Here is a 26248-nt window from a genome sequence, read left to right as displayed (position 1 = left end):
GGGATGTAGTAGAATCCTGCACCGTACAGGGAGCAGATCTTCACGTATTCGACCGCCTTGGCCTTCACGGGCAGATCGGCTGCCTGTGCTCCGCCCACGGCGATCAGACCCGCCGCTGAGCCGAGCAAAAGGCTCTTAACCAACTTCATGTTAAACCTCCAAGTTGCTCTTCAGGGAAGGTCACTGACCGGACGGCCAATTCCCCAACCCCCTCTAAATCACCGCTTTCGGCTCCTTCGCGTCTTCGGACACACCCGCATGAACGCGAGGGACTTAAGCGAATGACCTAAACGGGACGACCTTGGGATGCCCCCCTCCGTCGCTGAGTCACCATTATGGAAGGTCTTTGCACACACAACAAAAGAACGCTCCGAAGCGGGCCTATGAAACGTGTTTTCCGACGGGTGTTGCACAAATAACACGTAGATGTGATCGCGGCGCGCTCGCAACGCCTTGTTTTTATTAAGGTTTTCAGAGAGGTTCCGCTTGCCGTCAAAATTCCGCACCTAAGGCGCGGCGAGCGGAGGGCCGGGATGTGGCGACCTAGGCGCGCTCGAATCGTAGAATCGGACGACTCAAGCACCTCCGAATCTCGCTCAGCCCAACGGTCATCGATGGCGGCGAAACGGCCTTGGCCACGACAGGCGAGGCCAAATCTCGTCCAAGTCAGCTCTCTCTATGTGTGGTGCGGGGGTATCTATGTCCGGGCCAGCTTGGCTGGCGGAGACGGAGTCCGCTCGAAAGGGCAATTTTCTCGACAAATTCGACGTTATTAGATTTCTACCCACACTTGAGCCCACACGCAGTCTTTATTTTAGTGGTCTTGGCGTTCACGGCTCTCGGGCTGGCCATCGTCGTTAGCGCGGTCCTGATCGGCGTAGCTCCCCCTTCGGAGGTTTACAGGGAGTCCCAGGCGTGTGACGGCCACACATGTATTCGCAGCCGGCTGTTCGACGCGGACTCCGTGCACCCGGCGGTCATCATCGAAATCGACTCCCGCTAACCGCCCTCGCTTGGGCGCCGCAATCTTCAAAATGAAAGAGGCCGCCAACCGAGGCGGCCTTACAATTGCGAAACCAAGAGGGTGACACACGCGATCAGCGTTGCCGTACTGAGGGTAACCACGACAAGGGCTTGTTCACTGTGGGCCTTGAGTTCGTCGTCATCCATTGTGCCCAACGTTAGTACCGCCCTCTGGTTTCAGTCGGAGCCGAACGTTTCGCGAACTGAGATAGATCAACGAACTAAACCCGACAGAACACTTGGCGAACGCGAATGTGCGCCAGAGCACACACGTCCTGCACCGCGGAACCGAATTGACTCGACGCCGTCCCATAAAGCGAATTCACTTGTTCCACCCATCAGGACTGCCGGTTGCACTCCAACACAGGAGGAGCCGTAGCATGATCAGAGAACCCCACTTCGATTCGTATTCGATCCCGGCACGCGTCTGTTTTGCCATTGCTGTGTTTGGTGGCGCACTGCTGATCGCCGTAGCGGTTATGAGCGTCTACTTCATAAAATAACGCCCTGGAACCCGTGATACGGCACATGACGTCGGGCACCCATGCCTAGAGAGATCGCGTTCACTGTGGCCGCGCTCGTATCCCCGCATTCGCAGTAAGGTCGCCTCGGTTGGCGGCCTCTTGGTACTGGCAGTATCTAAGCCCCAGTATCCTAAGTTGAATTTGGAAGCGTCCGAATTTCCAGCAGGAACGAATGTTCTCTTTGGCACTTAAGGGGCTGATAGCCGAACGACGGTGCAGCCGTTGCTGAGGCTACGGGCCCGGCCTCCTAGGCACACCGGGCTCACTTTTTTGAGGTCGCCTCAAATCGTGGCCTCGGCCTTCAAGAGCCGGACGTAAGTCCCGCTCTCGTGCAGCTCGAGCCAGCCGCGCTCGACCGCCATTTTGATGCCGGCGCCGAACTCCTTGCCGCTGGCCTTGAGCGTGTAGAGGAACGGCGCGTTGATCTTCTCGATATGGATGCGGCCGTCTTGCACGGGCTCGATGCCCGAGGCGAGTTCGACTAGCTTGCGGGCGGCGGCTTCAGGGTTGGCGAAGGGACGTTCGGCGGTGAGCTTCATGAACCAGCCTTAGCGCGATTCTGGCTTCGAAGATGCTCATCATCTGTTCGTTGCCGCCCCTGCGCATGGCGCCCCTGTGGGCCTCCATCGGGGAAATCTACGCAGCGCTAACGGGCGTTCGACATCGCAAATTGCGGAGGTCGGCGAAGTCTGGCCATCCGTTCTTTCGTCACGGATTGAAGATCGTATCGGTCAGCACCGGTCCACATCACTGCGTGCCAAAACATGCGACTTCCACGGTGGCAGGATCGTAGGCCGATCCGCCCAGGTTCACCGCGAAGATCGGGTTCGCAACTCCTGAACGCCCGCTTGAAGCGCCTTTGACGATTCCGTTGGTGCTGGTGTCCTCGATGTTTCCGAGGCATGTGTAGGTCGTGTTCGCAAACGCGGTCGAGAAATTCAGAGTGTAAGATCCGGCCGAAGAGCGCGTCACGCTTGCGACGTTGTAGGCTTGGCTTATCGCTCCGCTTGCACCTGTGAAGCGAACCCACGCCTTGGCCGCGCTCGGATGGCTCTGCTGCTGAGACGGCGTGACCACTGCGGTTGTGCTGGTGGCCGTCTGCTGATCCGACTTTGTCGCAGCCGTTGCACAAGTGCCGATCGTTGTGATCGCCGAACCAAAGCACGTGATGCTGGTGACCGTTCCTGTCCCGTTCGCGGTGATCCACGACGGATTTGCACCCGCGCCACCGGTCGAAAGGAGTTGCCCCAGCGAGCCGGGAGCAAGAGCTGACCAGGATGACGCTCCGCGATAAACCACGCCGCCTTGCGTCGTGCCGAACAGCTTGTCCAAGACCGCGGAAATCGGGTTATCGTTCAGCGTTGCCTCGATGCCGGATATGTTCGATCTGATCGTCCCGTCCGGCGCGGTGCTGGCCGACAGCAGCGACTGCGCAAACCAATTGCCATAGCCATCACTAATGAACACGAAGGCGCCGTTTGCGACGTTGATGACGACCGGCGAGGTGCTGCCGTTGATCCTGTCGTCTCCCGCGCTGGGATTCCTCACGATAGTAAGCGGCTTGGCGCCGGTAATCTTCGATCCGAGATCGATGACATAGAGCGGCTGACCTGGATTGAAATCCGCGGCGCGGGGAAGCCTCCACGTGTGAGGGTCTTGCCATGAGGCCTGCGAGTCCGTGGCAACGACGCGATCCGTATTGCTCATCGCGTAGTCGGTATTCCCGACCTTGGTCAGGCTGTAGAGGTTGAGGATCTTCAGCAGATCGGAGAAGCTGAGCGCGTGGCTCGGATTGGCCTGGTTCGAGTTGTTCGCGACGAGGCTGTTCGGCGGGAGCGTCTGATATTGCTGCGCCAGCGCCTCGATCGGCGAGATGATCAAAGCAACGACGGCGAGAAGGACGCTAAAGAACTTTTTCATGCCGCGGTTCAACGCGATGTAGTGATAGGCCACCTTCGCTCTCCGCTCTTCAGGCCGCGCGCACGCGGTTGCCGATCGGCATGAAGCCAACAGGCATCGCCGGCCGCGCCAGATCCTGGACGGCGCTCATCCAGCACCCGCTTCGCTTCGCCCTCGCCCGCTCGAGATCGGTCAGCGCGACGGTGATCGTCTGCTCTTCGGACGTTTTCGGATTGACGAGATCGACCTGATATTTGTGCATCGTCAGAAGCCCTTCCTCTGTCCTTTGACACCGATGGAAATGGCCGCGTTGGCAATCGTCATGAGCCGCACGGCCTCTTGATCGTTCGCGAGAAATTTTTTCGAGAACTCGGCGTCTCGCATGTGCCGGTCCTTCCAGGCTTTGATGCCGTTGATCTCCTCAGCCGTGTAACCTTCGGCCTGCAGGATCTCGCGCGTTGTGCCGACCGAGATGCCGAGCTCGCGCATCCAGGCAGCGCCGTCAGCCAGGCGTTTCGCATCGCTGTCCACGAAATCACCGACCCGGGGAACGACGCCTGCGATCGCAGCATCGACTGCACTCTCTTCCTCGTTTCCAAGACGGGCATGCAGTTCGCGCCATTGCTGGTTTGCTGCCACATCGCCGGCCAACAGGCGCTGGCTGAACTCAGTATCCGCAATCAGGCCGTCAATCTGTGTCCGCGCCTCGGCAGAGCTCTCGGGTGTTGCTTGGGTGCTCATGGATCAACTCCGATCTATGCTGCGGTCTTTGCGGCGGTCGCGGTCACTTCGCGATCGAGCTTCTCGACCTGTGCCCGGACGCTGCGCAGCACCGCCTGGTGAGCCTCTTGAAGGGTCTCCCGCGCCGGGCGCATCTTGGTCGTGTCGTCCCCGGCGGTGAGCGGCGGCGCCTTTGCGAACGGCGGCTTCGGCCCCGCGCCGGCGACCCGCCAGGCTTCGCGCCCGATCAGGGCTTCACCGCTGCCAAGAAATGAGCCGCCATCACCGAAATTCATCGCCGGCAGAAACGTCCCGGTGGGCAACGCGGTTGCCAGCTCAGCGGTCGCCTGTGTGTAGCGCGCCCACTCGATGGTCGCCTCCGCGATCTTCTCCAGAACCGCAGCCATGGCCTCGACGCGCTCCGCGGCGGCCTTCTCGAAAACTGCAAGCTGCTCGGCTCGCATCTGGATTGCGGCCGCCCCTGCAGCTTCGCTGTCCAGCCGCAGGGCCAGTTGCAAGGCCGCACGCAGCTCGTCGACGGCTCTCTTGGCCGCTTCGATCTTCTCGCGATGCGCCGCCAGCTTCCCGGCCGCGCCGGGCTGACGCTCGATCGCTTCAAGCGCGAACTGCGCGACCTCGGCCTCGAGCTCAGCCTGGACGGCCAGCGCGGTTTCGAGATTGGCGCGGACCTGCGGCGCGCGCTGGGCGCAGGTCTCGGGCACGAAAGGCTCGTCCTTCGGCTCGGCGCCGGCCTTCTTCCGGAACATGCTCATGATCCTCACGCTGCCTCGCTGCGGTGCTGGTCCTGCGCGCGCGCCGCCGCGACCGCGTCCTCCAGCCGGCAGCGGATCCAGTCGGAGACCGTGCGCCGATCGCGTGCGGCGATTTCCTTCACCTGCTCCTCAAGATCAGGCTTGATCCGCGCGCCGACCATCTTCGTATTTGCCATCGTCGACCTCTGTCAGGTTCGTGCTGGCACCATCCAGCATGATTTGCGGATTGCTAACAACGCACCGCGTTGCTGCGCGCTTTGGCTTCGGGGCCCGCAAGCGCGGCTTCCATCTGCCGCGGACACGCTTCGCGAGCTCCTCGTCCTCGACAATCACACAGACCGCAATCCGCAGCGCCAGCGCGTCCAGGACCGCCTGGAGCGACATTTCGCCGAAACCCCTCATCGGCGGGTCCGCGAGCAACTTGCTCACGTAGCCGCCCTGCAGGCCCGAAATGCCGTCAAGCGTCTCGTGCGAGATGTCGAGCTCGTCCCGCCGGTCGCGGACCACTTGCAGCAGCTGCTCGCGTGAGGAGATGAGGCGAGGTTTCATGTCAGACGATGCTCAACAGTGTTTGCGAAGGATCGACGCCGGAATTTTCCGACCGGGCCGCGAAAGAGAACGGGGACATGAAATTCGGGAAGGGCTCGGGATTTTCCCCCCACCCCCCTCGATCCAGATTTTGCTGCAAACCTGGCTGACCATCTGCCCCGCGCGCGCGTCGGCTTCCAAGAGTTGTTCGGTTCATGAGAGAGCGCGCGCGAAAACCCCGTTCGAATTGTGGGCCGCGGTGTGGGTAAGGATGGCGACGCCTCGAAACTCGCGGCAATTCGCGCAAGCCGGCGGATTCCACGTCCGCCTGATCGTAACGGGTTACGTGCTCGACCCTCGCGCGTCGGGCTGAGCGGATAATGCCTGGCCGAGCGTGGCCGAGCAGCACCGGTTAGCGCGTTACTGCACTCATGCCGATGGTCAGCTACTTTCCGCCCTTCCCTTCCAAAGCGGCGGGAACGCCTAGCCGCGCACCCAGCGGCGTTGGGCGTTTCCAACGCTGGGGGGTATGGGGGGTTGGAGAACAGGCGTTGGAAGTACCGTTGGCACTCGTTGGCAGGGGCGTTGGCATGACAGTTGGCAGGGGCGTTGGAAGGCTCGGAGGAGCGTTGGTAGGGGCGTTGGAAGGTCATGCCGACACCCGCTCGATGTGCTGGCGGCGCTTGCTGGGCGATCCTGTCTCGACGGTCCGGATCGCGCTGCGGGCGAACAGGCGCTCCATCGCCTTGCGGAAGGCGTCGGCGGTGATGTCGCCGGCCTCGGGGTCGAGGACGAATTCGGCAGGCGCACTTCCCTTGGCGGTCTTGCCGTGGACTGGGCGGCCCTGGGCGTTGCGTCTGTCGAGCAAGCGAAGGAAGACGTCCTCGACATCGCGATCGGCGGCGGCGCGGTACGGCGACGCCTCGCCGGCCATGGCGGTGGTGAAGGTCAGCCCTCCCCAGCGGAGCGTGGTCCGCTCGCCGGTGCGGCCGTAGTTCGATTTAGTGACGGTCAGCGTGCGAGCGTCTGGGTCATCCTTCTCGGGGTCGCTGAGATGCAGCATCGAACGTACCGAGTTCCTCCAGTCCACCGAGTTGGCGGTACCGCTGCCGTCGGCCATGCCTCGCACTGATGGGTGGTCGAGCAGCACGATCGCCGTGTCATGCTCCCGGGCGATCTTTCGGAGCATCGCGAGGAACGCGCGCACTTGCCGGCGGGCGATCGCCTCGCCATCGAACACCGCGGCGACGTTGTCGACCACGACCAGGCGCGGCTTGTGCTCGATGATCCAGGCCTCGAGCCAGTCCAGCAGCGGCGCCCGCGACAGCCGGCCATCCTTGTTGGCGTGCACCAGCCACGTGCTCTCGAGGTCCGGAAACACCATGTGCAGGTCCGGCAGGCCGTATGGATCGATGCAGCGGTGCTTGCAAATGCGCTCGACGCGATCGCGGATGTTGTGCTCGGGCTCCTCACAGCTCAGGAAGAGCGCCGGCCCGCCCTCGATCGTGCATCCGAGCCAGTCCTGAAGGCCGGCCGCGACGTAGACCAGCAATTGGGTGATGATCTCGGTTTTGCCGCTGCCGCCATTGCCGGACATGATGGTCAGGTCGCCGCTTGGGACGCGTGCGGAGGCCAGCCAGCGCTGTTGCTCCGTTTGGGTGCCTTTCCAAACGGCCGGCGTGATCGCGGTATAGGTGGGTTTCTGAGAAGCATGGACCGGCGCGGCCTCGATCTCGGGCGAACGATCTTCCGCAGGAAAGCCCCCGAAAGCCTCGAAATTGTCTACCGGCGGCCGGTCATCGTTCGGGCTATCCGGCGGCGCGTCACCGCGAAGATCCTCGTCGTCGGCCGACACAAACCCCATGTCGACCATGAGATTGCGCGCCATGGCGGCGTTGGCAGGTGCGATCCCCATTATGCGGCCTTGACGAATTTGAAGAGCGATGCAGCGTCGTTGGGATGATTGCGCAGCCACACTGCGAGCCTTTCCTGATCACCGACGGAGACCAGATATTTGAAAGCATCGATCGTGGACTGGGGCGTGCGATACGGCGTCTTTTCGATCACCGCGGCCTGCTGCACAGGCGGGAGCTCGCCTGTCCATTTCCAGCGATCCCGCTCGTCATCGAGCTCCCAGCGCATAACCAACTGCGACGCATAGTCGGAAGGCAGGTCAGGCTCAAACTCGGCGCCAGCCTCGGTCGCAATTTCCGCAGCCACGATGGCGCGAAAGCGAGCGAAGGGCTTTGCGATGAGCTCCTGGACGCGATCCTGCCCGATAGCCGCGACCAGCCCCGATGCCTCCGCAAACTCCTGGAGCGGGTCGATCGCGTCGGCGAGATGCTCGTACTGGTGCTCGTATTCGAGGTAGGCGCGGATCAACGCGCGCGTTTCGAGGAGCCAGATTGCGTCTTCGAGCGCTTTTCCATCGAGAGTTTTTGCCGGCGCGTTCATTCACCGGCCTCATCGAGTAGGCCGAGCTCACGCGCCTTTTCCACAGCCTTGTTGATGGCCTTGGCGAGGTCCGGCAGGCGCGTGACCTTGATAGCGAGGCCCTTCGCGGTCGGGACCAGCTTCCCCTCGCGGCTCATGGCGTGCTTGCGCACGTTGACGAGGTTGTGACCCTGATAGGTGGATAAGTCGACGACGATCGCGTCGTGCCGGCGGTTGGCCCAGAACTGATCCACGACGATCGGTTCAGCGAGCTCAGGCGTGCGCTTTGCCATGATCAGGCCGCCTTGCTCTTGCCAGCGTCGAGTCGGCGGCGCACATAGTCGACCAATGAGGCGACGACGATCTGCCGGCGCGATCCGTCCATGTAAGACTGAAGCTCGCCGGCGTTGAGGATCTCGTAGAATTTGGTGCGCTTCGCGTTGATCGCGCGCATGCCGTCTTCAGGGCTGCAAACGATCTTGCCCTTCAGGAAATCAGGAAGCTCGGGATTTGACATTGTGGCCGTCCGCATTCGTTTGGATGCGGAGCAGCCTCGGTGATTTGGGCTGGGTCAGTCTTTGGAGATGTTTCGAGAAGTTTTGAGGAGTTTCGAGACCTTCCCCTCGAGGCGCCTAACCGTTGCCTCTCGCGTGCCGCTGCCCTCGGCCCTACCGGCTACTGCTATAGCGGCCTGGTGCTTATTCGGCCATCGGCCTTCTGTCAGTCCCTGCACCATTTCGGCCAGCAATTCATCGTCTGTCGTGTAGCGGACGTGGGGAGACAACTCTGGAGCCACCGTGGTGATCGCGGCCCCTGCGGCGTGATTTCGAGCAAGCCAATCGAGCAGATCGTCCTCGCTGATCCTCGCTCCGCTTGCATCGGCGGACAGATGATGCACGACGGGCTTGCCGTCGGAGTTGACGCCGCCCTTGTTCTGCGCTCCGGGCCGCATGTCCATGCCGACCACGCCATCATCGGCCATCAGCAGCACCGGGTCGGCGGATGCGCGAGACCGCACCTCGCCGGAACTGCGCGCGGCGCCGAGGATCCCTTGCGAGCGCCCTACACTGCCGCCGACGCGTTGCCGAATGAGGGTCGCTGCCTGTTCAGGCGTGAGCCACCGATCGTCCTGAGACATTGTCGTCACCGCGCACCGCTGAGGATCGCGCGGGGCAAGCTGCTGGCGGTGAAGCAGCAGCGACGGCTGGCCGGCCGGCCCCGCGCCATGGAATCTGATCCGATCCGCGAGTCCCTGGGAAGCGCTTCGATCTGCCATTCGCAAGCTTTTCCACACCCACGAAGCGCAGTAGCTCGCGCGCGTTCCGCGGCCTCGATGCCGCTTTGATGGCGGCATGCCTCGCCCTGCACGCCGCCACTACGCACGCCGACGGCCGGCCGCTCAAGATCACCTTCGGCCAGATGCGCGAGATGGGCTTGCGCGGCGTCCTGGTCTAGCCGAGACCTATTGCCGCTCTTCGTATTTGTCGCAGCGAGGATCGCTTCGCTTCACCCGGACAACCTCCCGGAACATCGGCCCGTCACAGTGGAGCAGCGTGTATTCCTTGTAAGAAGGCGCTGGCACGCGCCAGCAAAGAGCCTTACCGCCGGGCACTGTGTACGTATCCCCGCGGCTTGTCGTGTAGCTGCACGCCGACTCAGGCGTCTTGATCTTCTCTTGCGCGTGAGCTTGGGCCAGCGAGGCCAACGCGAAGAACGCCACCGACAACACGCGCATTTTGCTCTCCTCCACAACCGTGCGGTCGTAGGCCTCGGAGATAGGGCGGGAACGTCGGCGCCACGACGGCACACTGTCAAAGCTGCAGCATACAGCTCCCAGAAGCGCGCGCGAAGAGCCGACTTCCCTCATCTTGCGCCCGGCCACGCTTACCCTCTAGCCTGCCGGGCTGGGGGGATAGATATGGTTGCACAAGGCTGGGGGCGGCCTTTCGAGGATCCGATTAAGGTGGGCGGCCGCAAGCTGGTGACGTTGCGCGACGCCGGCGAGTACATCGCAGGGCTTCCGAAGGCCGAGCACGACGCGCCGGAATGGCAAGCAGCCGTGGAAGCGCTGATCCTGGTAGCCGAGAGCGGCGGACCAACGATGTTTGCCCGTATCGGCATTATGCGCGCCTTGAACCGCGGGAAGACGCCACCAGATGCCGGACCACGACACAAGAAGGCCAAAGCGTATAGGGTTGTCCGATGACAGTCTTCGTATACGTCAACACAAGCAAGCAGGTCGGCGATCCAGACCACATCAAAGTGTTTGGCACGCTCGAGGCCGCGGAAAGATGGTTCTATGAGAACGACCCCGAGGGCGTCGCTTTTGAATATGAGGTGCTGGAATAGCGGCCCGCCAGCGTGAACCGGCGGGCGCCATTCTACCAGACGAACCTCAGATCTAACGCGAAGGTTTCGCGCGCGCAGCATTCAGGTCAGCTTTTACGCCTGAGATTGCTGCATCAGCCGGCTGTCGACTTTGGGGGCGGTTCATTGAGGTCTCGCGCCCATGGTGCTGCTGGTCGAGCTGGAGGAGCTGAAGTGACCCGATCAGAGCTGACGCAAGCAGAGACAAGTAGGCCAGGAAGGCCGACCAATACCGCGCGCGTCATCGCCTGGATGCCCATGCTCGCCTAACCGAGATGCCTCCGAATCGATCCTCGTGATCATAGACGGATGTCAGAGAAAAACCCGCCGACCTTTCGAGCCGGCGGGTTCTCAATGCCCATGCGTTACCGCGGTACTCGTCACCAATCCGCGATGACAGATCTTAGTGCGGTCTCGGTTGACGCCCGGTTACCGCTTCAACCGCCGGCGATGCGTCATCAGCCGCTGCCGGTCACGCTTCCTGTGGGTTCGGCGCCGCCGCTTCATTGGCTGCTCCCGTTCAGGCGGTCCCGAAGCGCGTGAGCGTGATCCGAGATGATCTGCATGACGCGGTGCATCCCATCGATAGCCGTATCCGCATCAGGTTGCGCCAGCATCACGACGAGCAAGTCAGTCAGCAGAACGATGTTTTGGATGTCCGCCTCGTTTTCGAGGCGATCGGGCAGCCGTAGCTCAACGACATTGCTCATTGTTGCGGCCTCCCGCTGTGCTTCACGGCGAGCTCGAACAGCTCCGCGAGGAGAAGGCGAGCGGCCTCCACGCCTTTCCAGAGCATCGCGCCCTCGTCGAGGTAGGGATCGATCCGGAGCGCTTCGCCCTTCTGGAGTTTCCCCGCGACTGTCACGGCCAAGGAAACGCTATTGCAGGGATGCCGCAGCGGATTGCGGCTGCGGCTGGCGCGCTGCCGGCCGGTGACCGAGAATTCGATGAAGCGGACGTTCTCAGGCGGTAGAGCGCGGGAAGTTCGCCGCGCGGCCAGCTCGATGACGTTGGACATGGTGGTGCTCACTGGTTTCGGCCTCTCACAGCCGCGCCCGGTGACAGACCGGGCAGCCGGGGGGTGAGAGCCTGCCAGTGAGACAGGTGCACCGCTTTTAAGGGCCGAAGCCCTCTGGACAGAACGGCACGCCCCGGCCATAAAGGTCCGGTCGGTACCGCGCCGCCAAGCGCGTCCGTTGAGCCCCTAAAAGGCTCGTTCAACCGCCGCCCATCGCTTGCAGGCGATAGGGCAATTCCTTACAGGGAATGCGGTCGATATCACTGGTCCGGGCTCTCACACCCAACGGACATGCTCAGCTGATTTGGTTAAAAAAGCAATTCCCCAAGCTGGGGAAATCTGCTTGCGTTGGGCGTGGTTTTGCGCGCGCTCGGACTGGCACGCTCCTTGCCAATTGGACCTGCCCGAGCATGGAGGCGCGCACCGATGGGACAGCGAGTTCGTATCTTAAAGCGACCGAAGTCCAATTTGACACATATTGCCCGCGAGCTGGTGAGATTGGTGGACGCGATCGAGGAGCTCGATGAGTTGAGAGAAAAGGTCCGGCTCGCCGAGGCCGACCGCGTGCTGCACTAAGAGCCCTTCGGTGGTCCAGGTAGGAACGCTGCAGCCAGATACTGCATTCGGCTGGTATGGAGCGGTTCTCTGTACCTTTGAGAAGCTGTTTCCATGAGTGCGGGACCAATCCATCCGTACTTCTACTGATTCGGCGAACGTTCTATTGATCTCCCGCGATGGTTGCGATTGGATGCGCTCCATTTCTGGGGGCAAATATTATGCGAAATTTGGGTCTGGCGGCTCTTGCCGTCGCGCTTGCCGGCTGCGCTTCATCTTCAGCCGATATTACGGCCACTTACGTGTCGCCGGTCAGTTACCAGAGCTACACGTGTCAGCAGCTCGGGATGGAAGCTCAAGCCGTCTCGGCGCGAGCGGCAGCCTTATCGGGCGCGCAAGATAGCCAACGCACAAAGGATGTTGTCGCTACGACCGCCGCCGTCGTGATCTTCTGGCCTGCAGCTTTCCTTGTGGGTGGCGACAAGCAGACCGCGGCAGAGCTCGCGCAGATGAAAGGGCAGTTGGTCGCGATCGAGCAAGCCTCGATTGCGAAGAAGTGCAACATCCAATTCCAGGGCAAGCCTGATGGCGGTGCCTCGGCCGCGGCCGAGCCTGAGCCGCCACCGCCGGTCGCACAATCCAAGCCTCGCGCGAAGTCAAAGCCTCGAGCGCCAGCGCAGGCTGCAGCCGCTGTAGCTCCAACGCCGCAGCAGCCCGAAGAACCAGCCAAACAGTAGGATGATTGCAACCGCGCTGGTCGAGCTCGGGCTGAAGGCGAAAAAAATAGGGAATGAGATAGGTGATGGCTGCGCGTTTGGGCAACGTTCTTTACTGGATTGGCAACATACTCCTCGTTCTCACCATCCTGGTCGCGGCAACCGTCGCCGTGACGATGATCAGGAGCGACAATCCAAACGATGTCAACGGCGCGCCTTATGTGGGAGCCGGGATCGCGATCGCGGGCTTGATTCCATATTTGCTTGGGCGGGCCTGTAGATATGTTCTAGCAGGTCGCTTCTAAACACCGCCCTTCCGCTCGCTCTCCGATTGCGAAAACATCGGAGTCGACCTTGGGGCTGAATGGAAATAAGTGACAGAAAAGATAGCGGCGTTCCTTGGCGTGGCGGCTTCCTTGCTTGCCGCTGGGCTGTGGCTTTGGGGATCTCTAATCGATGTCCCCGATAACATCGACACAATCGTCGGGGAGCTCCAAAGGATCGGACGGGTGAACGCATGGGCGGCGGCAGCGGCAGTGATCGCCGCCCTGTGTGCCGCATATGCATTTTGGCGGCAGATCAGTTGAAATCCATCCCAGCGGAGGTATTCAGAGGGTGAACGCCTTAAATGCGGCCTTCTCTGAATGCCTCTCGCTTCACAATGTTCCGATTGGCCAAATCGAGCAATCTGCTACGTTCGCGACGCCAGACCGTCTTAGCAGTTGGCTTTCCGTCAGTGTTCTGCCGTGGGACGGTGTTGAAAACGTCTGCGTGATACGGCAGCCCTTTCATATCAGTGTCGACGACGATGAAGTGTCGGTCTTTGGGCTGGCGCCCTTCCTCGTCATTTGCCGATTTGAGTCCACGGATCTCGCCGCAATCAAATTCCACCACCCCGACGAAGGTTCGTTCAGGTTGGGTAGTGCGCTGGCTGATGATAGACTGAAACTCCTCGTCAGTTGCGCGGTCTCTAAGGACGCTCATTCCGATCGTTTCAGTATGTGTGATCGCGGTGACGGCGATTTGTTCAGCGCTCATGCCAGTGTCGGTGGGCGCAATCAGGACTCGATAAATCTTCTCGCCGTCACTGACGGGCCCTGGGCTTCCGTATCGGCCCAAGCTAATTCGCTCGCACGTTTGATCTTCGCAATGCTTGTTGACGACGAGGCAACGCTGATTGTCAGCTGCCTCTCGTTCAGCTTTCCGACACCCTGTTGGATCGTTTAGATCGAGAAACCAATTTCTGAGAGCGCGGCCGGCAGAGGCGCACCAACCTGAAACTCGCTTGACCATTCCTTGTCGCCCCGCCGCGCGAAAAACTCGATCGTCGTCCCCACAAACTCAAACTCAGCATAAACGTCATTGGCGCGATAAAATAGGATCGCATTGCCATCTGCATGCAGCGCAGGTTGAGGGACGATGCTTTCCGGCGCAAGAGACCGGATAAATGCTCGTGCTGCATCCATGGATGACTTCACTGGCTTTGCAGCTCCGTAGCCGTCCCAATCTGCCGGGAAGCGCTCGAACTTGAGCAGCTGCGAAACTGCGGTGTCCGCCACGGTCTCCACAGGCAGGTACGCGGACATGGTCTTAAGAGTGTCCGCAGCATTTCGCGCATCAGGAAGGGCCTGAGTCTGTTGCTTTGCACGAAAGCGGATCACGTTCCCGGTCGAAATCGGGCCGAGAGGACGAACATGAGATGCAACTGATCGCAGAGCACCCCAGGTCGCCACAGCTTCGGAACCGGCGAAATATGCTGCAGCCGCAGTTTCAGAAGCAGAAATCATATTCTTACTCCGGGAGGCCGACTCGGGCCGCGGCCTCGGAAGAGATAAGCTGTCGGAAGAGATGTTTCAACCTTTGATGCAGAATATCCGCTTGTGCAAGTGGATCAGGAAGCGTTGATGACAAGGACTCGAACTGCATCAAGGTAAGGAAATTTATATTACGGCACCCGCCCGCGAACTGCGGCGGCCTTACATCGCCTGCATCAATATTGACGTTTGTCAGGATGCGATTTCCTGGTGACGAATCGTAGTCAAACCAGCCGTTGTGGACGTGGAAAGCTGCCATCGGGTCCCGCTGTGGCACCACAAGAAAATTCGGATTATGCTCAGCAAGCACCTCGAAGTGGCTTGCTCCCCCGGGAATCGAAACGAACCTATCGATGTACTGCAGCCTTATCGACTTGACGCTCTGCGACAGGGGCCAGACTCCGTCGATGGCTCGGCAAAGATCTTCCAACTCGGCGTAAAAATTAGCCCAACGACGGTAACGCAGCGTCCACATCGTGAATGAGCTCACTCCGATGCTGCACTCTGATGCAACTACGCCATCGGCTAAGCGCTGAAATGCCACTCGACGTGTCATAGGCACATTGCCGATATTGATCATCACAGGCTGACCCGGCTGGGGAACAAGTGGAATATCAGCCGCCGTCTCTTGGCCCTCAACCCTGTTCGTAAATCTATGGGCGTTCGCGGCCCTACGGAGGGGAATGATCAGGTCATCGAAGGAGTCGCCGTCAATCGGCTCCGCGAACGTGAACAAAATGTTAACGCTGTCGATTGAGTGGTCGGCGTGCGCCGGCTCCCAGTCCATTCTGCCTACCTAGATAGCCTGTTGGCTCAACATCCTATGGATTAGCTGCAATCTCGTTAAGAGGTTCCAACCGCTGGCGCAAGTCGTTTCGGACGTAGATTGACAGTGGCGATTTAAGCCGACGAGAGTTCTTGAAAGCGCATCGCCACTACGTTGTCCTTCTTCTCGGCCGGCGGGCTGGCACAGTAGGCCGCCCAGTCAGCCATCATCCGACGGCGCTTCTCCCGCATGTCGCCGCGGCGGTATGCCGCCTCCACCTTGTCGGGCACGGTGTGCGCCAGCGCCATCTCGGACATTTCGTTGGGGTAGCCGGTCTGCTCCGTGCACCAGTCCTTGAAGGTCGACCGGAAGCCGTGCGGCACGGCGTCCCGGTCCAGCTTGGGGTCAATCCAGCGCGGCCGCCCAGCCGCCTCCCGAGCCTCGTTCATGCGATCGATCACAGCGCCCATTGCAGCGGTGCTGAGGGGCTCGCCTGGCTCGTCGCCGGGGAAGAGATTCCCTTCGCCTGGCAGCCGCTCCAGGACCGCCCACGCCTCGTCTGAGAGCGGCACGACGTGGTCCCGCTTGCGCTGCCCCTTCTTGCCCTTCATCTCGGGCGCCGGGATGGTCCAGGTCCGGTCAGTGCCGTCGACGTGCGAACGCCTGCCATCGACGACGTTGTGGGTGCGGGCGGCGGTGAGGATCATGAACTCCAGCGCGCGCGCGGCGATGCCGTTGCGTTGGCGGAGCTCAGCCATGAACTCGGGCAACTGCCGATATGGTAGCGCCGGATGGGGCACCGTCGGCGAGACGCGCGACTTGGCCGGCAGCAGCTTGTCCAGAAGCCCCTTCCACCGCGCCGGGTTGTCGCCGTCGCGCAGCTTCTTGGCCTTGGCCCAGTCCAGCACGTTCTCGATGCGGCCGCGGACGCGGCTGGCGGTCTCCGTGCGCGCGGTCCAGAACGTTGGGGCCTCCTCCCCCTCGCCCACCGGCTGCTCGAGCACCTTGAGCACCAGGTCGGTAGTGATACCGCCGACGGGCAGCTTGCCGATGATCGGATAGGCCCAGGTCTCAAGAGTGGCTGACCACTGCTCGGCATGCTTAGCGTTCTTCCAGCCTGACCGGTGGGCCTTGATGTAGGCTTTGGCGCATTCCTGGAAGGTGGTCGTCTTCGCCTTCTCCAGGGCGCTGGCTTGGTCCTGGAGCTTGCGGACCTCGATGGGGTCCTTTCCCTCGTCGAGCAGCTGGCGCTGCTGGCGGGCGCGCTCACGCGCCTCGCCAAGCGTCCAGGTCTCGAACGATCCCAGCCCCATCTCGCGCGCCAGCGGCTTCCCCAGGCGGCTGGTGTGGCCCTGGAACCGATACCGGAAGATCCACGACTTGGAGATCCGCTCTTTGCCGTCGCCTTTGACCTGCAGATAGAGCCCGCCGCCGTCGCCGTACATCCCGGGCTCTTTCGCCTTGGTCACTTCAAGAGCTGAAAGCTTTCCGCCTGCCATTTACCCCCTCCTGTACCCACACCGGAACCGCGAATTTAGGCGAATGGCGGCGAACGCGCAAGGATGACTGCGCGGGAAAAGTGCTGTATCTACAGGGGGTTTACGGAGGCCAGCGAACGGGGGCGAATTATGTACTGGCGGAGACGGAGGGATTCGAACCCTCGATAGGCCTTTACAAGCCTATAACGGTTTAGCAAACCGCCGCCTTCAGCCACTCGGCCACGTCTCCAATACGCCGGGTATGCCCGACACCGCGGCGGGCCGCAAGCGGCAGAATTGAGGGCGGCGGGTTCTTTTCACCTGAAAGCTGACGAGCGGCCGGCGACGCAAGCCTCGCGAATGGATCCTCGCGGCGAGTTCCTGCGATTCGCATTGACCTTATATATGTGCGCGCGCGTCTAGCGGCTGGATCGCCAGATCCGCCAGTGCGAGGGCGATATCAGCACCGCCTCGCCCGCCCAGACGTTGAACCAGACGCCGGACCTGCGCCGGCATGGAAAAGTCCAGGGCAAAATGCCCGTCTTGTGGAACCGTCCGAGTTCCAGATCGCAGTCGTCGGGCGCGATCTGAATCGGAAGCCATCGGCCATTGTTTGGCCCATTCTGGTCGGGTCGCTCATACCGTGCGGATCTAGGGGACCGCACGACGAGGGAATTTGATCCAGCGCAACCGAGCTCACCCGTGGAAACACGGATGCGGATGCGATTCTCAGTTCAGTGGGCGGAGACCCACGCCCTCGCCTCGCGCTGCGCGGCCGAGATCTCGGCGTCCGACATCTGCCCGGCGACTTCCTGGCGCAGCGCGACGGCGTCCTTGCGGCCCTTCAGCGCGGCGAGGTTGAACCATTTATGCGCGGCAACGAGATCGACGAGGCCGGAGCGGCCACTCGCCCAATAGATGCCGCGCTCGAACAGCACATCCGAGAGCGCGCTCGCGTCGATCGGCGTCGCGGTCTCCAGATCGAAAGTACCCTGAAACATGTCGCATCCCCTTTTTTCTTATGCCGTCTCGTTCCCCCGAGCGCGGCTCCCGTCCAACTCTGATGTGCATGACCCTTCCCGGGATCGTGCACTGTTCAACTCATCCCCATTGCCGTTTGCCGGCTTGTTGGAGGCGATGATGGCGGGCAAATTTGAATGGCAGTTTAAGTATCGCGATGAAGCAGACGTAAACGCGAGCGCGCGGTGCCTGCGCAGGGAATTCAAAAAGTCCCTGACTTGCAGGTACTTCTGCAATTCGTCAGATTCGGTTTACCCTGGGATCTTGGGAGAACGATAACCATCGCGCGCGGTTGCGGATGTCCTGCGGTTACGATTTGTAGGAGCGGATCGCTGTCGTGGCCGCGCCCGCCCTGTCATCTCCCCGCCACCGGGTCTCGCCTCCGGCGAGCCCGATGACAGGCTCCGGCGGGGAATGCAGGACGCCGCGGCGGATCTACTCGACCATTGCCATCCCGGAATACTGGATCGCCCGGTCGGAGCCGGGCGATGACGCCGCGAACGAAGAAGCGGCGTGCGAACAGCGTGCAATCAGGCCGCAGCCCTTGCCTGCCCCAAGGCAGTGCGAGCAAGGCGCGCGGCCGCGTCGCGGTCAGATCAGCAATGTCGGGAAAGGAATGCCGGCAATGCCCCGGCTTCAAGAGAACGAGGGCGTCGGCGAACACGTCAGGACCAGATTCCACGTTGGCCCGAAGGCCGCTTGTGAAATTGCGGAGCCCCTTGAGGAGAACCGCACCGAACGAAGAAAACTCGTTTCTTCTGCCGGACCGCGAAAGAGAACGATCCGACCGTTGACCTGATGTCTCGCCGACACCCTCTATCGTCGACCAGAACCTTTAGGAGGCGCTGATGACGTGCCGGCTATCTGGAGCCGGCAACTTCAGAAGCGAAGTTACTTCTTCTTCTTCGCGACCTTGCGGGTCTTCTTCGCAGTCTTCTTCACTGCGCTCTTCGCCTTCTTCGCCTTCTTCGCTTTCTTGGCCATGTTGCCCTCCGATGTGTGAGATGGCTTTAATCGCTGCGTGCACTCGGGGATCGAATGCACTTCATCCCGAATACACCAACACGAAGAAAAAAACAGCGTCTCGCTTAAAGAAGTGTTGACGGCGCAACGCGCGTGCGCTTGGCGAGCGCGACGCAAGCGCACTGCATCGCGTGGGCTTGCGATCGCAGAGAGTGGGCGCATCGTCGGCGTTTGCGACGGATGCGATTGCAGAAAAACACTATGCAGCAAGTATTTTTCCGCGCGCATGCTTCGCGCATGAGTGACGCGATGATGAGCGTCGCGAGTCGCGCGATCACCTCGCGAAGGCGTTTCGCGGACTCTGAGTCGCGACTTTTGGCAACGAAAAAATTTTCATGCTTAACGGCGCGAACGCTCGCCTGAGCGTGTGCAAGCCGCCGTTTTGCGCGAATCGCGTACCGGCGATTCGGCCGCCGCATCACCGTCGATCGGGATGAAGTTTGCCGCCGAGGATGCGCGCGAGCGCCGCACCAAGAGCGGAAAGCGAGGTGACGAAGCGTGTCCGTCACCTCGTTCGAACGCGCGAGGCTAGACGCCGAGCTTGGACTTGAGCAGCTCGTTGACGCTCTGCGGGTTGGCCTTGCCGCCGGACGCCTTCATCACCTGGCCGACGAACCAGCCGAGCGACTGCGGCTTGTCCTTGACCTGCGCGGCCTTGTCGGGATTGGCCGCGATGATGTCGTCGACAACCTTTTCGATCGCCGAGAGGTCGGTGACCTGCTTCATGCCGCGGCTTTCCACCAGCGCGCGGGGATCGCCGCCCTCCTGCCAGACGATCTCGAACAGATCCTTGGCGATCTTGCCTGAGATCGTGCCCTCGCCGATCAGGTCGATGATCCCTGAGAGCTGCTCGGCGTTGACGGGAGAGTCCGTAATACCCCGGCCTTCCTTGTTGAGACGGCCAAACAGCTCGTTGATCACCCAGTTCGCCGCCATCTTGCCGTCGCGCGCGCGGCTCGCGAGCTTGTCGAGCACCGTCTCGTAGAACACTGCGCTCTCGCGCTCGGCGACCAGCACGCTTGCATCATAGGCCGACAGGCCGAAGTCGGCGACGAAGCGCGTCTTCTTCTGATCCGGCAGCTCGGGGAGCTCAGCCTTCAGATCGTCGACGAATTCTTGGCTGAACTCCAGCGGCAAGAGGTCGGGATCGGGGAAGTAGCGATAGTCGTGCGCCTCTTCCTTGGACCGCATCGAGCGCGTCTCGCCCTTGTTGGGGTCATAGAGCCGCGTTTCCTGGTCGATCGCCCCGCCATCCTCCAGAATTTCGATCTGACGCCGCGCCTCGTACTCGATCGCCTGGCCGATGAAGTTGATCGAGTTCATGTTCTTGATCTCGCAGCGGGTGCCGAGCGGACCGCCGGGCTTGCGCACGGAGACGTTCACGTCGGCGCGCAAGCTTCCCTTCTCCATGTCGCCGTCGCAGGTGCCGAGATAGCGCAGGATCGAGCGCAGCTTGGTCACATAGGCCTTGGCCTGCTCGGCATCGCGGATGTCGGGCTTGGAGACGATCTCCATCAGCGCCACGCCGCAGCGGTTGAGGTCGACATTGGACATGGTCGGCGACCGGTCGTGCAGCAACTTGCCGGCGTCCTGCTCCAGATGCAGCCGCTCGATGCCGACGGTGACGCTGCCGCCGCCGTCGAGCTCGACCAGCACCTCGCCCTCACCGACGACCGGCGACTTGTACTGGCTGATCTGGTAGCCCTGCGGCGAGTCCGGATAGAAATAGTTCTTGCGGTCGAACACCGAGCGCAGATTGATCTTCGCGTTGAGGCCGAGACCGGTCCGGACAGCCTGTCTGACGCATTCCTCGTTGATGACGGGCAGCATGCCGGGCATCGCGGCGTCGACGAGCGACACGTGGCTGTTCGGCTCGCCGCCGAATGCGGTCGAGGCGGCCGAGAAAAGTTTCGAGTTCGAGGTCACCTGCGCATGGATCTCCATGCCGATGACCATCTCCCAATCGCCGGTGGCGCCCTTGAGAAGCTTGTGCGTGGCCGTGCTCATGTCTTGCTCCCGAGCAGCGTGGCCGCGATGCGCTGCCACTCTGCTTCCAATGAATCCTTTGCTGTGGGCTGGCCGGCCTGGCGGTACCAATAGCCGGCATTGCCGAGATCGCCTTCGACGCGGTGCAGGTAGGCGTGCACCCAAGCCGCCTCACGGCTGCTCTCGTCCTGGACGATCTTGTGCGCGCGGTCCCAGTCGCCTTTGGCCGCCCACCAGAGTCCGGCGAGCGGCGCGTTCAATTCCGGCGCAGGCGCCGCGCCGTCGAGGCTCGCGATGAACGCCGCGACATTCACCACCACCTCGCGGGCGTGAAGCGGCCGGCGGCCTGCTCGATCACCTCGCCGAGCGAGAACAGCGTCTCCTCGTCGAAGGGACGGCCGATCAGTTGCAAGCCGAGCGGAAGGCCCTGCGCGTCCTTGCCGGCGGGCACGGCGATGCCGGGCAGGCCCGCCATGTTCACGGTCACCGTGAAGATGTCGTTGAGGTACATCTCGACGGGATCGGCGCCGCCCTTCTCGCCGATGCCGAAGGCCGCCGACGGCGTCGCCGGCGTCAGGATGGCATCCACGCCCTTGGCGAAGCAGTCCTCAAAATCCTTCTTGATCAGCGTGCGCACCTTCTGGGCGCGCAAATAGTACGCGTCGTAATAGCCGGCCGAGAGCACATAGGTGCCGATCATGACGCGGCGCTTCACCTCTGCGCCAAAACCTTCGGCGCGGGTGTTTTCGTAGAGCTCGATGATGTTCTTAGCCGGCTCGCGCAGGCCGTAGCGGACACCGTCATAGCGCGCGAGGTTGGAGGAGGCCTCTGCCGGCGCCACGATGTAATAGGCCGGTAGCGCGTACTTGGTGTGCGGCAGCGACACCTCGACGAGCTCTACGCCGGCGCTCCTGAGCCAGGCCGCGCCCGCTTCCCAAAGTTTTTCGATCTCCGCCGGCATGCCATCGAGGCGATACTCCCGGGGGATGCCGATCTTCATGCCCTTAACGGACTTGCCGATCGCGGCCTCGTAATCCGGCACCGGGATGTCGACCGAGGTCGTGTCCTTGGGATCGTGACCCGCCATCGAGCGCAGCAGCATCGCGCTATCGCGCACGCTGCGCGCGATCGGACCGGCTTGGTCGAGCGAGGAGGCAAAGGCGACGATGCCCCAGCGCGAGCAGCGGCCATAGGTCGGTTTGATGCCGACGGTCGCGGTGAACGCCGCCGGCTGGCGGATCGAGCCGCCGGTGTCGGTCGCAGTCGCGCCCATGCAGAGCAGCGCCGCCACGGCCGAGGCAGAACCACCGGACGAGCCGCCCGGCACCAGCGTCGTGTTCGAGCCGTCGCGCCGCCAGGGATTGCCGACCGGGCCGAAGCACGAGGTCTCGTTCGACGAGCCCATCGCGAACTCGTCATTGTTGAGCTTGCCGAGCATTACCGCGCCGTCGCGCCACAGCTGCGAGGTCACGGTGGACTCATAGGTCGGCACGAAATTGCCGAGGATCTTCGAGCAGGCCGTGGTGCGCACGCCCCTGGTCGCGAACAGGTCCTTGATGCCGAGCGGGATGCCCGCGAGCGGACCGGCGTCGCCCTTGGCGATCCTGGCGTCCGCCTCGCGCGCCATGCTGCGCGCCTGGTCCGGCGTCTCCATGACGAAGGCATTGAGCACGCGCGCGGCTTCGATCGCGGAAAGATGCGCGTCGGTCAGCTCGAGCGACGTGAAGGTCTTGGCCGCGAGGCCCTTGCGGGCCTCGGCGAGCGTCAGCGATGTCAAATCGGTCATTTATTGATCGGGCTGCAGAAGAACGGAGACAGGGTCTTGTCGTTGGCCGGGTCGTCTTTTTTGGCGGCGGCTTTCGCGGCGGCCTCGATCTCGTCGAGCACGGCATTGACGGCGACATTGGGATCGGCAGCCTTGCCCTGCCGCTCCATCTTGTCGAGATAGTTCATATAGGCCTGATAGGCCTTCTCATCGTCGCATAACAGGCACATCGGACGGCGTCCTAAAAGTTATTCGACGACCTTGGGCACCAGGAAGAAGTGTCCTTCGGTCGCGGGCGCGTTCGCAACGATATCGTCGGCGATCTCGCCGTCATTGACCACGTCTTGCCGCTTCTTCATCTGCATCGGGGTGACCGAGGTCATCGGCTCCACGCCCTCGACATTGACCTCCGAGAGCTGCTCGACAAAGGCGAGCATGGCGTTGAGCTCGCCCTGCAGATGCGGAACCTCGCCCTCGGAAACCGCAATGCGCGCCAGATGCGCGATGCGGCGGACGGTAGCGGCGTCGACGGACATTATATAAGGCCTCTCACGGCAAAACCTAACCGCCGTATAGCAGAGGCCGCTTTTGCGCCGCAACCGGCGCTTCCCGCCTAGCCAGCAAGCGCTTTCATGCGGGCCAGCGCCGATTTCGCCAGATCCCGGGTCAATTCGGCCGCCGGGACCTCGCGGCCGAGGGCTACGGCCTGGCCGGCCCAGAGATTGGTGAAATCCACCCTGCCCTGCTTTTCGGCAGCCGCCTTCAGCGGCCCCAGCGCGGTCGCGGCATGGGGAAAAGGAGGCGCATCCGGCGAGACCGGGCCCGCCTCGCGCATCAGGCGGTTCTGGACACCGCGCGCCGGACGGCCGGTCATGACATTGGTGACGACGGTGGACTCGTCGCCCGCCTCGGCGAGCGCCTTGCGGCCTCCGGCCGTGACCTTGGATTCCGGACAGCGCAGATAGGCACTGCCGATCTGCACACCGGATGCACCGAGCGCAAAGGCCGCGGCAATGCCGCGCCCGTCCGCGATGCCGCCGCATGCGATCACCGGCACCTTCACGGCGTCGACGACCTGCGGCACCAGCGCGAACGTGCCGGGCTGCTCGGCGATCTTGTCGGTCAGGAACATGCCGCGATGACCGCCCGCCTCCGCGCCCTGCGCGATGATGGCATCGACGCCGCGCTGCTCGAGCCAGACCGCTTCCTTCACCGTAGTGGCGGACGAGATCACGAGGCAGCCGGCTGCCTTGACGCGCTTGAGCAGAGTTTGCTCCGGCAAGCCGAAGTGAAAGCTGACGACTTCCGGCTTCAGCTCCTCGACGACCTCACAGAAGGCCGCATCGAACGGCGCACGGTTCGCCGCAGCGATCGGCGCGGCGGGATCGAGGCCATGCTCGGTGTAATAGCCCGCCAGTCGCTGCTTCCAGCGCGCCTCAGCCTCGGCCGTGAGTTCGACAGGCGTGTGGCAGAAGAAGTTCATGTTGACCGGCGCCTTCACGCGCTGGCGGATGAGACCCACCTGCTCGCGCGCCTTCTCCGCCGAGATCATCGCGCAGGGCAGCGATCCCAGCGCCCCGCCCTGCGCGGCCGCAATCACCAGCTCCGCATCCATCACGCCCGCCATCGGCGCCAGCACGATCGGGAATTCGGTCTTGAAGAGATCGATTAGTCGACGGTCAGGCCACATGGGTGTTCTCTCACTTTGCCCCTCTCCCCTTGCGGGAGAGGGTGGATCGCCGCGATAGCGGCGAGACGGGTGAGGGGTTTGCATCCGCGGAAGCAGACCTCTCGGATTTGACTTCATTCTCCGCGGATAGAACCCCTCATCCGGCGCTGCGCGCCACCTTCTCCCACAAGGGGAGAAGGAAGAACACCTCCGGCCGAGTTTCTCCGCCCCTCCAGAAGCTGCTCGGCTTCAGCCGCAATGCGTTCGACGATCTCCGCCGCGGACGGAATGTCATGGATCAGGCCGACCGCCTCGCCGGCAAAAACCGCAGCAATCTCGAAATTGCCCGCGGCCTTCGCCGCAGCATACTCCACAGCGACCTCGCTTGCGCGCTGCATCAGCTCGATCTCGCGGCCAGTCCAGCGCTTGATGTGATCATTGACCAGCGAGCGCGCGGTGAACGGCGCCGGCCAGAACAGATTTCGCGACCAATCGAACACGACACCGCGCACGGTGTCATTGCCATTAGCCGCGCGAATGCGCTGCTTCGCCTCCTCCGCACCATTGGCCTCCACGCTGGCATAGAACCGCGTGCCGATCAGCACGCCGGACGCCCCGAGCATCATCATTGCGGCGAGGCCCCGGCCATCGGCGATCCCGCCGGCCGCGACGACAGGCACGCGCCCTGCCGCGAGATCGACGATCGCAGGCACAATGTCGATCGTGGTGCGTGATGCGCCATGGCCGCCAGCTTCGGTGCCTTGTGCGACCAGGATCTGCGCGCCGGCATCGAGCGCCTGCTTCGCCATGTCCTCGCTCTGCACTTGGCAGATCAATCGCGCGCCGCCCGCCTTGATGCGCGGCGCGAACGGCGCGGGATCACCGAATGACAGCATGATGGCCTGCGGGCGAGCGTCGAGTGCGATGTCGAGCAGTTCGGGCTGTTTTGCCAGGCTCCAGGTGATGAAGCCGATACCGAACGGCGCAAAGCCCTTCAGCTCCTTGGTCTCGGCCTCCAGCCGGGCCCGCTCGCCGTAGCCACCACCCAGGATTCCGAATCCGCCGGCACCGCTGACGGCACGGGTCAGCCGGCTGCCGGCGATGGTGTCCATGGGCGCCAACAGGATGGGATGCTTGATCCCAAGAAGCTCTGTCAGCGGCGTCGCGATCGGCATGCGTCCTCCCACTCTGGACAAGAACACTAGGCGCGAATAGCATTCTCTAAAATTGAATTCTAGAGAACGCTACCATCTCAAAAGCGGAACGACGCCATGGAACTCAGCGATCTCCAGACCTTTGCCGCCGTCGCCCGCACCGGCGGCATCACCCGGGCCGCGGAAGAGCTCAATACGGTGCAGTCCAACGTCACCCAGCGCGTGAAGGCGCTGGAAGCGGAGATCGGCACGGCGCTGTTCGAACGTCACAGCCGCGGCATGACGCTGACCGGCGCCGGCAAGCGCCTCCTGCCCTACGCGCAAAAAATGGCGGCGATGTCGCGCGAAGCCTTGCTCGCCGCGCGTGACGATGGCGAGCCGAAGGGACCGCTCGCGATCGGATCGATGGAGACGACGGCGGCCGTGCGGCTGCCACCGCTGCTGGCGGACTTCCATCGCCGTTTCCCCGCCGTGCGACTTTCCTTGCGCACCGCCCCGACCGCCGACCTCGTCGCCGCTGTGCTCGACGGCACGCTCGACGGCGCCTTCGTCGCGGGTCCCATCGCGCATGCCGATCTCATCGCGACGAGCGCCTTCCGCGAAGAGCTGGTGCTGGTCAGCGCGCGGCGCTGGGCTTCGCTGGCCGAGCTGCGCGCCGGCACACCGGAATCCGGCCCGACCGCGCTGGTGTTCCGCACCGGCTGCACCTACCGTCAGCGGCTCGAGCAAGTGTTCGTCGAGTTCGGCTGGCCTTCGGCCGCGCGCTTCGAGCTCGGCACGCTCGATGGCATGATCGGCTGCGTCGCCGCCGACATGGGCGTGACGCTGCTGCCGCGCGCGGTGGTCGAATGCAGTGCAATGAACGGCAATGTATCGATCCACACGTTGAGCGCCTCGCACGCGCGCGTCGAGACCCTCTTCATCCAGCGCTGCGCCGGCCATCAAACCAGCGCGCTCAATGGCTTTGCCGCGTGTCTAACGAAAGATGACGACGTCATCGCGGCCTGACGCGACGCA

The 26248-nt window shown here is 62.6% G+C and carries 34 protein-coding genes and 1 tRNA gene; 6 read left to right on the top strand and 29 right to left on the bottom strand.

Annotated features, from left to right (window positions below; all coding sequences use genetic code 11):
* Positions 1–149: porin (locus BLV07_RS37465; RefSeq protein ID WP_143035622.1), on the bottom strand; the 149-nt coding region annotated here is incomplete at its 3' end.
* Between the two features lie 1254 nt (positions 150–1403).
* Between BLV07_RS37465 and BLV07_RS49885 the strand changes: the two genes are divergently transcribed.
* Positions 1404–1526, top strand: a complete 123-nt coding sequence (locus BLV07_RS49885; protein ID WP_283806574.1) for a hypothetical protein — start codon at positions 1404–1406, stop codon at positions 1524–1526.
* 302 nt (positions 1527–1828) lie between these two features.
* On the opposite strand, the gene BLV07_RS37455 is transcribed toward BLV07_RS49885, so the two are convergent.
* The 13 genes from BLV07_RS37455 to BLV07_RS37395 form a co-directional block, all read right to left on the bottom strand.
* Entirely contained in the window at positions 1829–2086 is a 258-nt protein-coding gene (locus tag BLV07_RS37455) for a hypothetical protein (RefSeq protein ID WP_091896107.1), read from the bottom strand.
* A 208-nt stretch (positions 2087–2294) separates the two neighbouring features.
* On the bottom strand, positions 2295–3479 hold the full coding sequence (locus BLV07_RS37450; RefSeq protein ID WP_176946018.1) for a hypothetical protein: 1185 nt from the start codon (positions 3477–3479) through the stop codon (positions 2295–2297).
* Between the two features lie 37 nt (positions 3480–3516).
* On the bottom strand, positions 3517–3708 hold the full coding sequence (locus BLV07_RS37445) for a hypothetical protein (RefSeq protein WP_091896101.1): 192 nt from the start codon (positions 3706–3708) through the stop codon (positions 3517–3519).
* 2 nt (positions 3709–3710) lie between these two features.
* A complete protein-coding gene (locus tag BLV07_RS37440; protein WP_143035621.1) occupies positions 3711–4097 on the bottom strand; it encodes a hypothetical protein in 387 nt (128 codons plus the stop codon).
* A gap of 104 nt (positions 4098–4201) precedes the next feature.
* On the bottom strand, positions 4202–4933 hold the full coding sequence (locus BLV07_RS37435) for an erythromycin esterase family protein (protein WP_143035620.1): 732 nt from the start codon (positions 4931–4933) through the stop codon (positions 4202–4204).
* Between the two features lie 11 nt (positions 4934–4944).
* Positions 4945–5115 (bottom strand): hypothetical protein, encoded by a 171-nt coding sequence (locus BLV07_RS48035; RefSeq protein ID WP_176946017.1) that lies wholly within the window; start codon positions 5113–5115, stop codon positions 4945–4947.
* On the bottom strand, positions 5075–5446 hold the full coding sequence (locus BLV07_RS37430; protein ID WP_143035619.1) for a hypothetical protein: 372 nt from the start codon (positions 5444–5446) through the stop codon (positions 5075–5077). Before BLV07_RS37430 ends, BLV07_RS48035 begins: the two co-directional genes overlap by 41 nt.
* Before the next feature lie 670 nt (positions 5447–6116).
* Entirely contained in the window at positions 6117–7382 is a 1266-nt protein-coding gene (locus tag BLV07_RS37425; RefSeq protein ID WP_244551338.1) for an AAA family ATPase, read from the bottom strand.
* Positions 7382–7921, bottom strand: a complete 540-nt coding sequence (locus tag BLV07_RS37420) for a hypothetical protein (protein ID WP_091896089.1) — start codon at positions 7919–7921, stop codon at positions 7382–7384. Before BLV07_RS37420 ends, BLV07_RS37425 begins: the two co-directional genes overlap by 1 nt.
* Positions 7918–8193 (bottom strand): PC4/YdbC family ssDNA-binding protein, encoded by a 276-nt coding sequence (locus BLV07_RS37415; RefSeq protein WP_091896086.1) that lies wholly within the window; start codon positions 8191–8193, stop codon positions 7918–7920. The genes BLV07_RS37420 and BLV07_RS37415 overlap by 4 nt, the downstream gene beginning before the upstream one ends.
* A gap of 2 nt (positions 8194–8195) precedes the next feature.
* A complete protein-coding gene (locus BLV07_RS37410) occupies positions 8196–8417 on the bottom strand; it encodes a hypothetical protein (protein WP_091896083.1) in 222 nt (73 codons plus the stop codon).
* Between the two features lie 54 nt (positions 8418–8471).
* Positions 8472–9038, bottom strand: a complete 567-nt coding sequence (locus tag BLV07_RS37405; RefSeq protein ID WP_143035618.1) for a hypothetical protein — start codon at positions 9036–9038, stop codon at positions 8472–8474.
* Between the two features lie 324 nt (positions 9039–9362).
* A complete protein-coding gene (locus tag BLV07_RS37395) occupies positions 9363–9635 on the bottom strand; it encodes a hypothetical protein (protein ID WP_143035617.1) in 273 nt (90 codons plus the stop codon).
* Between the two features lie 183 nt (positions 9636–9818).
* On the opposite strand from BLV07_RS37395, the gene BLV07_RS37390 reads away from it, so the two are divergent.
* Together BLV07_RS37390 and BLV07_RS48030 are read left to right on the top strand one after the other, a co-directional pair.
* On the top strand, positions 9819–10106 hold the full coding sequence (locus BLV07_RS37390; RefSeq protein ID WP_091896073.1) for a hypothetical protein: 288 nt from the start codon (positions 9819–9821) through the stop codon (positions 10104–10106).
* Positions 10103–10249 carry a hypothetical protein gene (locus BLV07_RS48030; RefSeq protein ID WP_176946016.1) on the top strand — a complete coding sequence of 49 codons (147 nt, stop codon included), beginning with the start codon at positions 10103–10105 and terminating at the stop codon, positions 10247–10249. The genes BLV07_RS37390 and BLV07_RS48030 overlap by 4 nt, the downstream gene beginning before the upstream one ends.
* Positions 10250–10770: 521 nt before the next feature.
* On the opposite strand, the gene BLV07_RS37385 is transcribed toward BLV07_RS48030, so the two are convergent.
* Positions 10771–10977 (bottom strand): hypothetical protein, encoded by a 207-nt coding sequence (locus BLV07_RS37385; RefSeq protein ID WP_091896070.1) that lies wholly within the window; start codon positions 10975–10977, stop codon positions 10771–10773.
* Positions 10974–11285 carry a hypothetical protein gene (locus BLV07_RS37380; protein WP_091896067.1) on the bottom strand — a complete coding sequence of 104 codons (312 nt, stop codon included), beginning with the start codon at positions 11283–11285 and terminating at the stop codon, positions 10974–10976. The genes BLV07_RS37385 and BLV07_RS37380 overlap by 4 nt, the downstream gene beginning before the upstream one ends.
* 734 nt (positions 11286–12019) lie before the next feature.
* On the opposite strand from BLV07_RS37380, the gene BLV07_RS37375 reads away from it, so the two are divergent.
* Together BLV07_RS37375 and BLV07_RS37370 are read left to right on the top strand one after the other, a co-directional pair.
* Positions 12020–12577: a hypothetical protein gene (locus tag BLV07_RS37375; RefSeq protein ID WP_244551337.1), complete on the top strand. Its 558-nt coding sequence runs from the start codon at positions 12020–12022 to the stop codon at positions 12575–12577.
* Between the two features lie 65 nt (positions 12578–12642).
* The gene (locus tag BLV07_RS37370) at positions 12643–12861 is read left to right on the top strand and encodes a hypothetical protein (RefSeq protein ID WP_091896064.1); all 219 of its coding nucleotides are present in this window, start codon (positions 12643–12645) and stop codon (positions 12859–12861) included.
* 319 nt (positions 12862–13180) lie between these two features.
* Here the strand turns inward: BLV07_RS37370 and BLV07_RS37360 are convergent, their stop codons facing one another.
* From BLV07_RS37360 to BLV07_RS37285, 13 genes are all read right to left on the bottom strand, one after another.
* Positions 13181–13594 carry a hypothetical protein gene (locus tag BLV07_RS37360; protein ID WP_091896058.1) on the bottom strand — a complete coding sequence of 138 codons (414 nt, stop codon included), beginning with the start codon at positions 13592–13594 and terminating at the stop codon, positions 13181–13183.
* 185 nt (positions 13595–13779) lie between these two features.
* The gene (locus BLV07_RS37355; RefSeq protein ID WP_143035616.1) at positions 13780–14343 is read right to left on the bottom strand and encodes a hypothetical protein; all 564 of its coding nucleotides are present in this window, start codon (positions 14341–14343) and stop codon (positions 13780–13782) included.
* Between the two features lie 4 nt (positions 14344–14347).
* Positions 14348–15157: a TIGR04255 family protein gene (locus BLV07_RS37350; protein WP_091896052.1), complete on the bottom strand. Its 810-nt coding sequence runs from the start codon at positions 15155–15157 to the stop codon at positions 14348–14350.
* Positions 15158–15270: 113 nt separating this feature from the next.
* Entirely contained in the window at positions 15271–16635 is a 1365-nt protein-coding gene (locus tag BLV07_RS37345) for a tyrosine-type recombinase/integrase (RefSeq protein ID WP_091896050.1), read from the bottom strand.
* Between the two features lie 135 nt (positions 16636–16770).
* Positions 16771–16864: transfer RNA gene (locus BLV07_RS37340), tRNA-Ser, on the bottom strand.
* A 484-nt stretch (positions 16865–17348) separates the two neighbouring features.
* Positions 17349–17615 (bottom strand): hypothetical protein, encoded by a 267-nt coding sequence (locus tag BLV07_RS37330; protein WP_014494734.1) that lies wholly within the window; start codon positions 17613–17615, stop codon positions 17349–17351.
* Between the two features lie 1570 nt (positions 17616–19185).
* The gene (gene gatB / locus BLV07_RS37315) at positions 19186–20664 is read right to left on the bottom strand and encodes an Asp-tRNA(Asn)/Glu-tRNA(Gln) amidotransferase subunit GatB (protein WP_091896041.1); all 1479 of its coding nucleotides are present in this window, start codon (positions 20662–20664) and stop codon (positions 19186–19188) included.
* On the bottom strand, positions 20661–20963 hold the full coding sequence (locus BLV07_RS37310) for a hypothetical protein (protein WP_091896038.1): 303 nt from the start codon (positions 20961–20963) through the stop codon (positions 20661–20663). The genes gatB and BLV07_RS37310 overlap by 4 nt, the downstream gene beginning before the upstream one ends.
* Positions 20954–22429, bottom strand: coding sequence for an Asp-tRNA(Asn)/Glu-tRNA(Gln) amidotransferase subunit GatA (gatA, locus tag BLV07_RS37305; protein ID WP_091896034.1), 1476 nt, complete (start codon positions 22427–22429; stop codon positions 20954–20956). Before gatA ends, BLV07_RS37310 begins: the two co-directional genes overlap by 10 nt.
* A complete protein-coding gene (locus BLV07_RS37300; protein WP_027547180.1) occupies positions 22426–22638 on the bottom strand; it encodes a hypothetical protein in 213 nt (70 codons plus the stop codon). The genes gatA and BLV07_RS37300 overlap by 4 nt, the downstream gene beginning before the upstream one ends.
* Before the next feature lie 18 nt (positions 22639–22656).
* Positions 22657–22944 (bottom strand): Asp-tRNA(Asn)/Glu-tRNA(Gln) amidotransferase subunit GatC, encoded by a 288-nt coding sequence (gatC, locus tag BLV07_RS37295; protein WP_007611211.1) that lies wholly within the window; start codon positions 22942–22944, stop codon positions 22657–22659.
* A gap of 77 nt (positions 22945–23021) precedes the next feature.
* A complete protein-coding gene (locus BLV07_RS37290) occupies positions 23022–24098 on the bottom strand; it encodes an NAD(P)H-dependent flavin oxidoreductase (RefSeq protein ID WP_091896031.1) in 1077 nt (358 codons plus the stop codon).
* A 113-nt stretch (positions 24099–24211) separates the two neighbouring features.
* Positions 24212–25252, bottom strand: a complete 1041-nt coding sequence (locus BLV07_RS37285; protein ID WP_091896028.1) for an NAD(P)H-dependent flavin oxidoreductase — start codon at positions 25250–25252, stop codon at positions 24212–24214.
* Positions 25253–25348: 96 nt separating this feature from the next.
* On the opposite strand from BLV07_RS37285, the gene BLV07_RS37280 reads away from it, so the two are divergent.
* Entirely contained in the window at positions 25349–26239 is an 891-nt protein-coding gene (locus tag BLV07_RS37280; protein WP_091896025.1) for a LysR family transcriptional regulator, read from the top strand.
* Positions 26240–26248 lie beyond the last annotated feature (9 nt).

This window comes from Bradyrhizobium sp. Rc2d, from assembly GCF_900099855.1.
In the GTDB taxonomy this organism is placed as follows: Bacteria; Pseudomonadota; Alphaproteobacteria; order Rhizobiales; family Xanthobacteraceae; genus Bradyrhizobium.
The sequence above is the reverse complement of the archived record's forward strand: the minus strand, read 5'-3'. Positions and strand labels throughout refer to the sequence as shown.

Coding starts and splice junctions, on each gene's coding strand:
- BLV07_RS37345 (WP_091896050.1), bottom strand. CDS start 16,635: ATGGCAGGCGGAAAGCTTTCAGCTCTTGAAGTGACCAAGGCGAAAGAG.
- BLV07_RS37300 (WP_027547180.1), bottom strand. CDS start 22,638: ATGTGCCTGTTATGCGACGATGAGAAGGCCTATCAGGCCTATATGAAC.
- BLV07_RS37350 (WP_091896052.1), bottom strand. CDS start 15,157: ATGGACTGGGAGCCGGCGCACGCCGACCACTCAATCGACAGCGTTAAC.
- gatA (WP_091896034.1), bottom strand. CDS start 22,429: ATGACCGATTTGACATCGCTGACGCTCGCCGAGGCCCGCAAGGGCCTC.
- BLV07_RS37455 (WP_091896107.1), bottom strand. CDS start 2,086: ATGAAGCTCACCGCCGAACGTCCCTTCGCCAACCCTGAAGCCGCCGCC.
- BLV07_RS37355 (WP_143035616.1), bottom strand. CDS start 14,343: ATGATTTCTGCTTCTGAAACTGCGGCTGCAGCATATTTCGCCGGTTCC.
- BLV07_RS37415 (WP_091896086.1), bottom strand. CDS start 8,193: ATGGCAAAGCGCACGCCTGAGCTCGCTGAACCGATCGTCGTGGATCAG.
- BLV07_RS48030 (WP_176946016.1), top strand. CDS start 10,103: ATGACAGTCTTCGTATACGTCAACACAAGCAAGCAGGTCGGCGATCCA.
- BLV07_RS37290 (WP_091896031.1), bottom strand. CDS start 24,098: ATGTGGCCTGACCGTCGACTAATCGATCTCTTCAAGACCGAATTCCCG.
- BLV07_RS48035 (WP_176946017.1), bottom strand. CDS start 5,115: ATGGCAAATACGAAGATGGTCGGCGCGCGGATCAAGCCTGATCTTGAG.
- BLV07_RS37425 (WP_244551338.1), bottom strand. CDS start 7,382: ATGGGGATCGCACCTGCCAACGCCGCCATGGCGCGCAATCTCATGGTC.
- BLV07_RS37410 (WP_091896083.1), bottom strand. CDS start 8,417: ATGTCAAATCCCGAGCTTCCTGATTTCCTGAAGGGCAAGATCGTTTGC.
- gatC (WP_007611211.1), bottom strand. CDS start 22,944: ATGTCCGTCGACGCCGCTACCGTCCGCCGCATCGCGCATCTGGCGCGC.
- gatB (WP_091896041.1), bottom strand. CDS start 20,664: ATGAGCACGGCCACGCACAAGCTTCTCAAGGGCGCCACCGGCGATTGG.
- BLV07_RS37395 (WP_143035617.1), bottom strand. CDS start 9,635: ATGCGCGTGTTGTCGGTGGCGTTCTTCGCGTTGGCCTCGCTGGCCCAA.
- BLV07_RS37285 (WP_091896028.1), bottom strand. CDS start 25,252: ATGCCGATCGCGACGCCGCTGACAGAGCTTCTTGGGATCAAGCATCCC.
- BLV07_RS37435 (WP_143035620.1), bottom strand. CDS start 4,933: ATGTTCCGGAAGAAGGCCGGCGCCGAGCCGAAGGACGAGCCTTTCGTG.
- BLV07_RS37390 (WP_091896073.1), top strand. CDS start 9,819: ATGGTTGCACAAGGCTGGGGGCGGCCTTTCGAGGATCCGATTAAGGTG.
- BLV07_RS37405 (WP_143035618.1), bottom strand. CDS start 9,038: ATGTCTCAGGACGATCGGTGGCTCACGCCTGAACAGGCAGCGACCCTC.
- BLV07_RS37420 (WP_091896089.1), bottom strand. CDS start 7,921: ATGAACGCGCCGGCAAAAACTCTCGATGGAAAAGCGCTCGAAGACGCA.
- BLV07_RS37280 (WP_091896025.1), top strand. CDS start 25,349: ATGGAACTCAGCGATCTCCAGACCTTTGCCGCCGTCGCCCGCACCGGC.
- BLV07_RS37445 (WP_091896101.1), bottom strand. CDS start 3,708: ATGCACAAATATCAGGTCGATCTCGTCAATCCGAAAACGTCCGAAGAG.
- BLV07_RS37380 (WP_091896067.1), bottom strand. CDS start 11,285: ATGTCCAACGTCATCGAGCTGGCCGCGCGGCGAACTTCCCGCGCTCTA.
- BLV07_RS37330 (WP_014494734.1), bottom strand. CDS start 17,615: ATGTTTCAGGGTACTTTCGATCTGGAGACCGCGACGCCGATCGACGCG.
- BLV07_RS37360 (WP_091896058.1), bottom strand. CDS start 13,594: ATGAGCGCTGAACAAATCGCCGTCACCGCGATCACACATACTGAAACG.
- BLV07_RS37370 (WP_091896064.1), top strand. CDS start 12,643: ATGGCTGCGCGTTTGGGCAACGTTCTTTACTGGATTGGCAACATACTC.
- BLV07_RS49885 (WP_283806574.1), top strand. CDS start 1,404: ATGATCAGAGAACCCCACTTCGATTCGTATTCGATCCCGGCACGCGTC.
- BLV07_RS37375 (WP_244551337.1), top strand. CDS start 12,020: ATGGTTGCGATTGGATGCGCTCCATTTCTGGGGGCAAATATTATGCGA.
- BLV07_RS37385 (WP_091896070.1), bottom strand. CDS start 10,977: ATGAGCAATGTCGTTGAGCTACGGCTGCCCGATCGCCTCGAAAACGAG.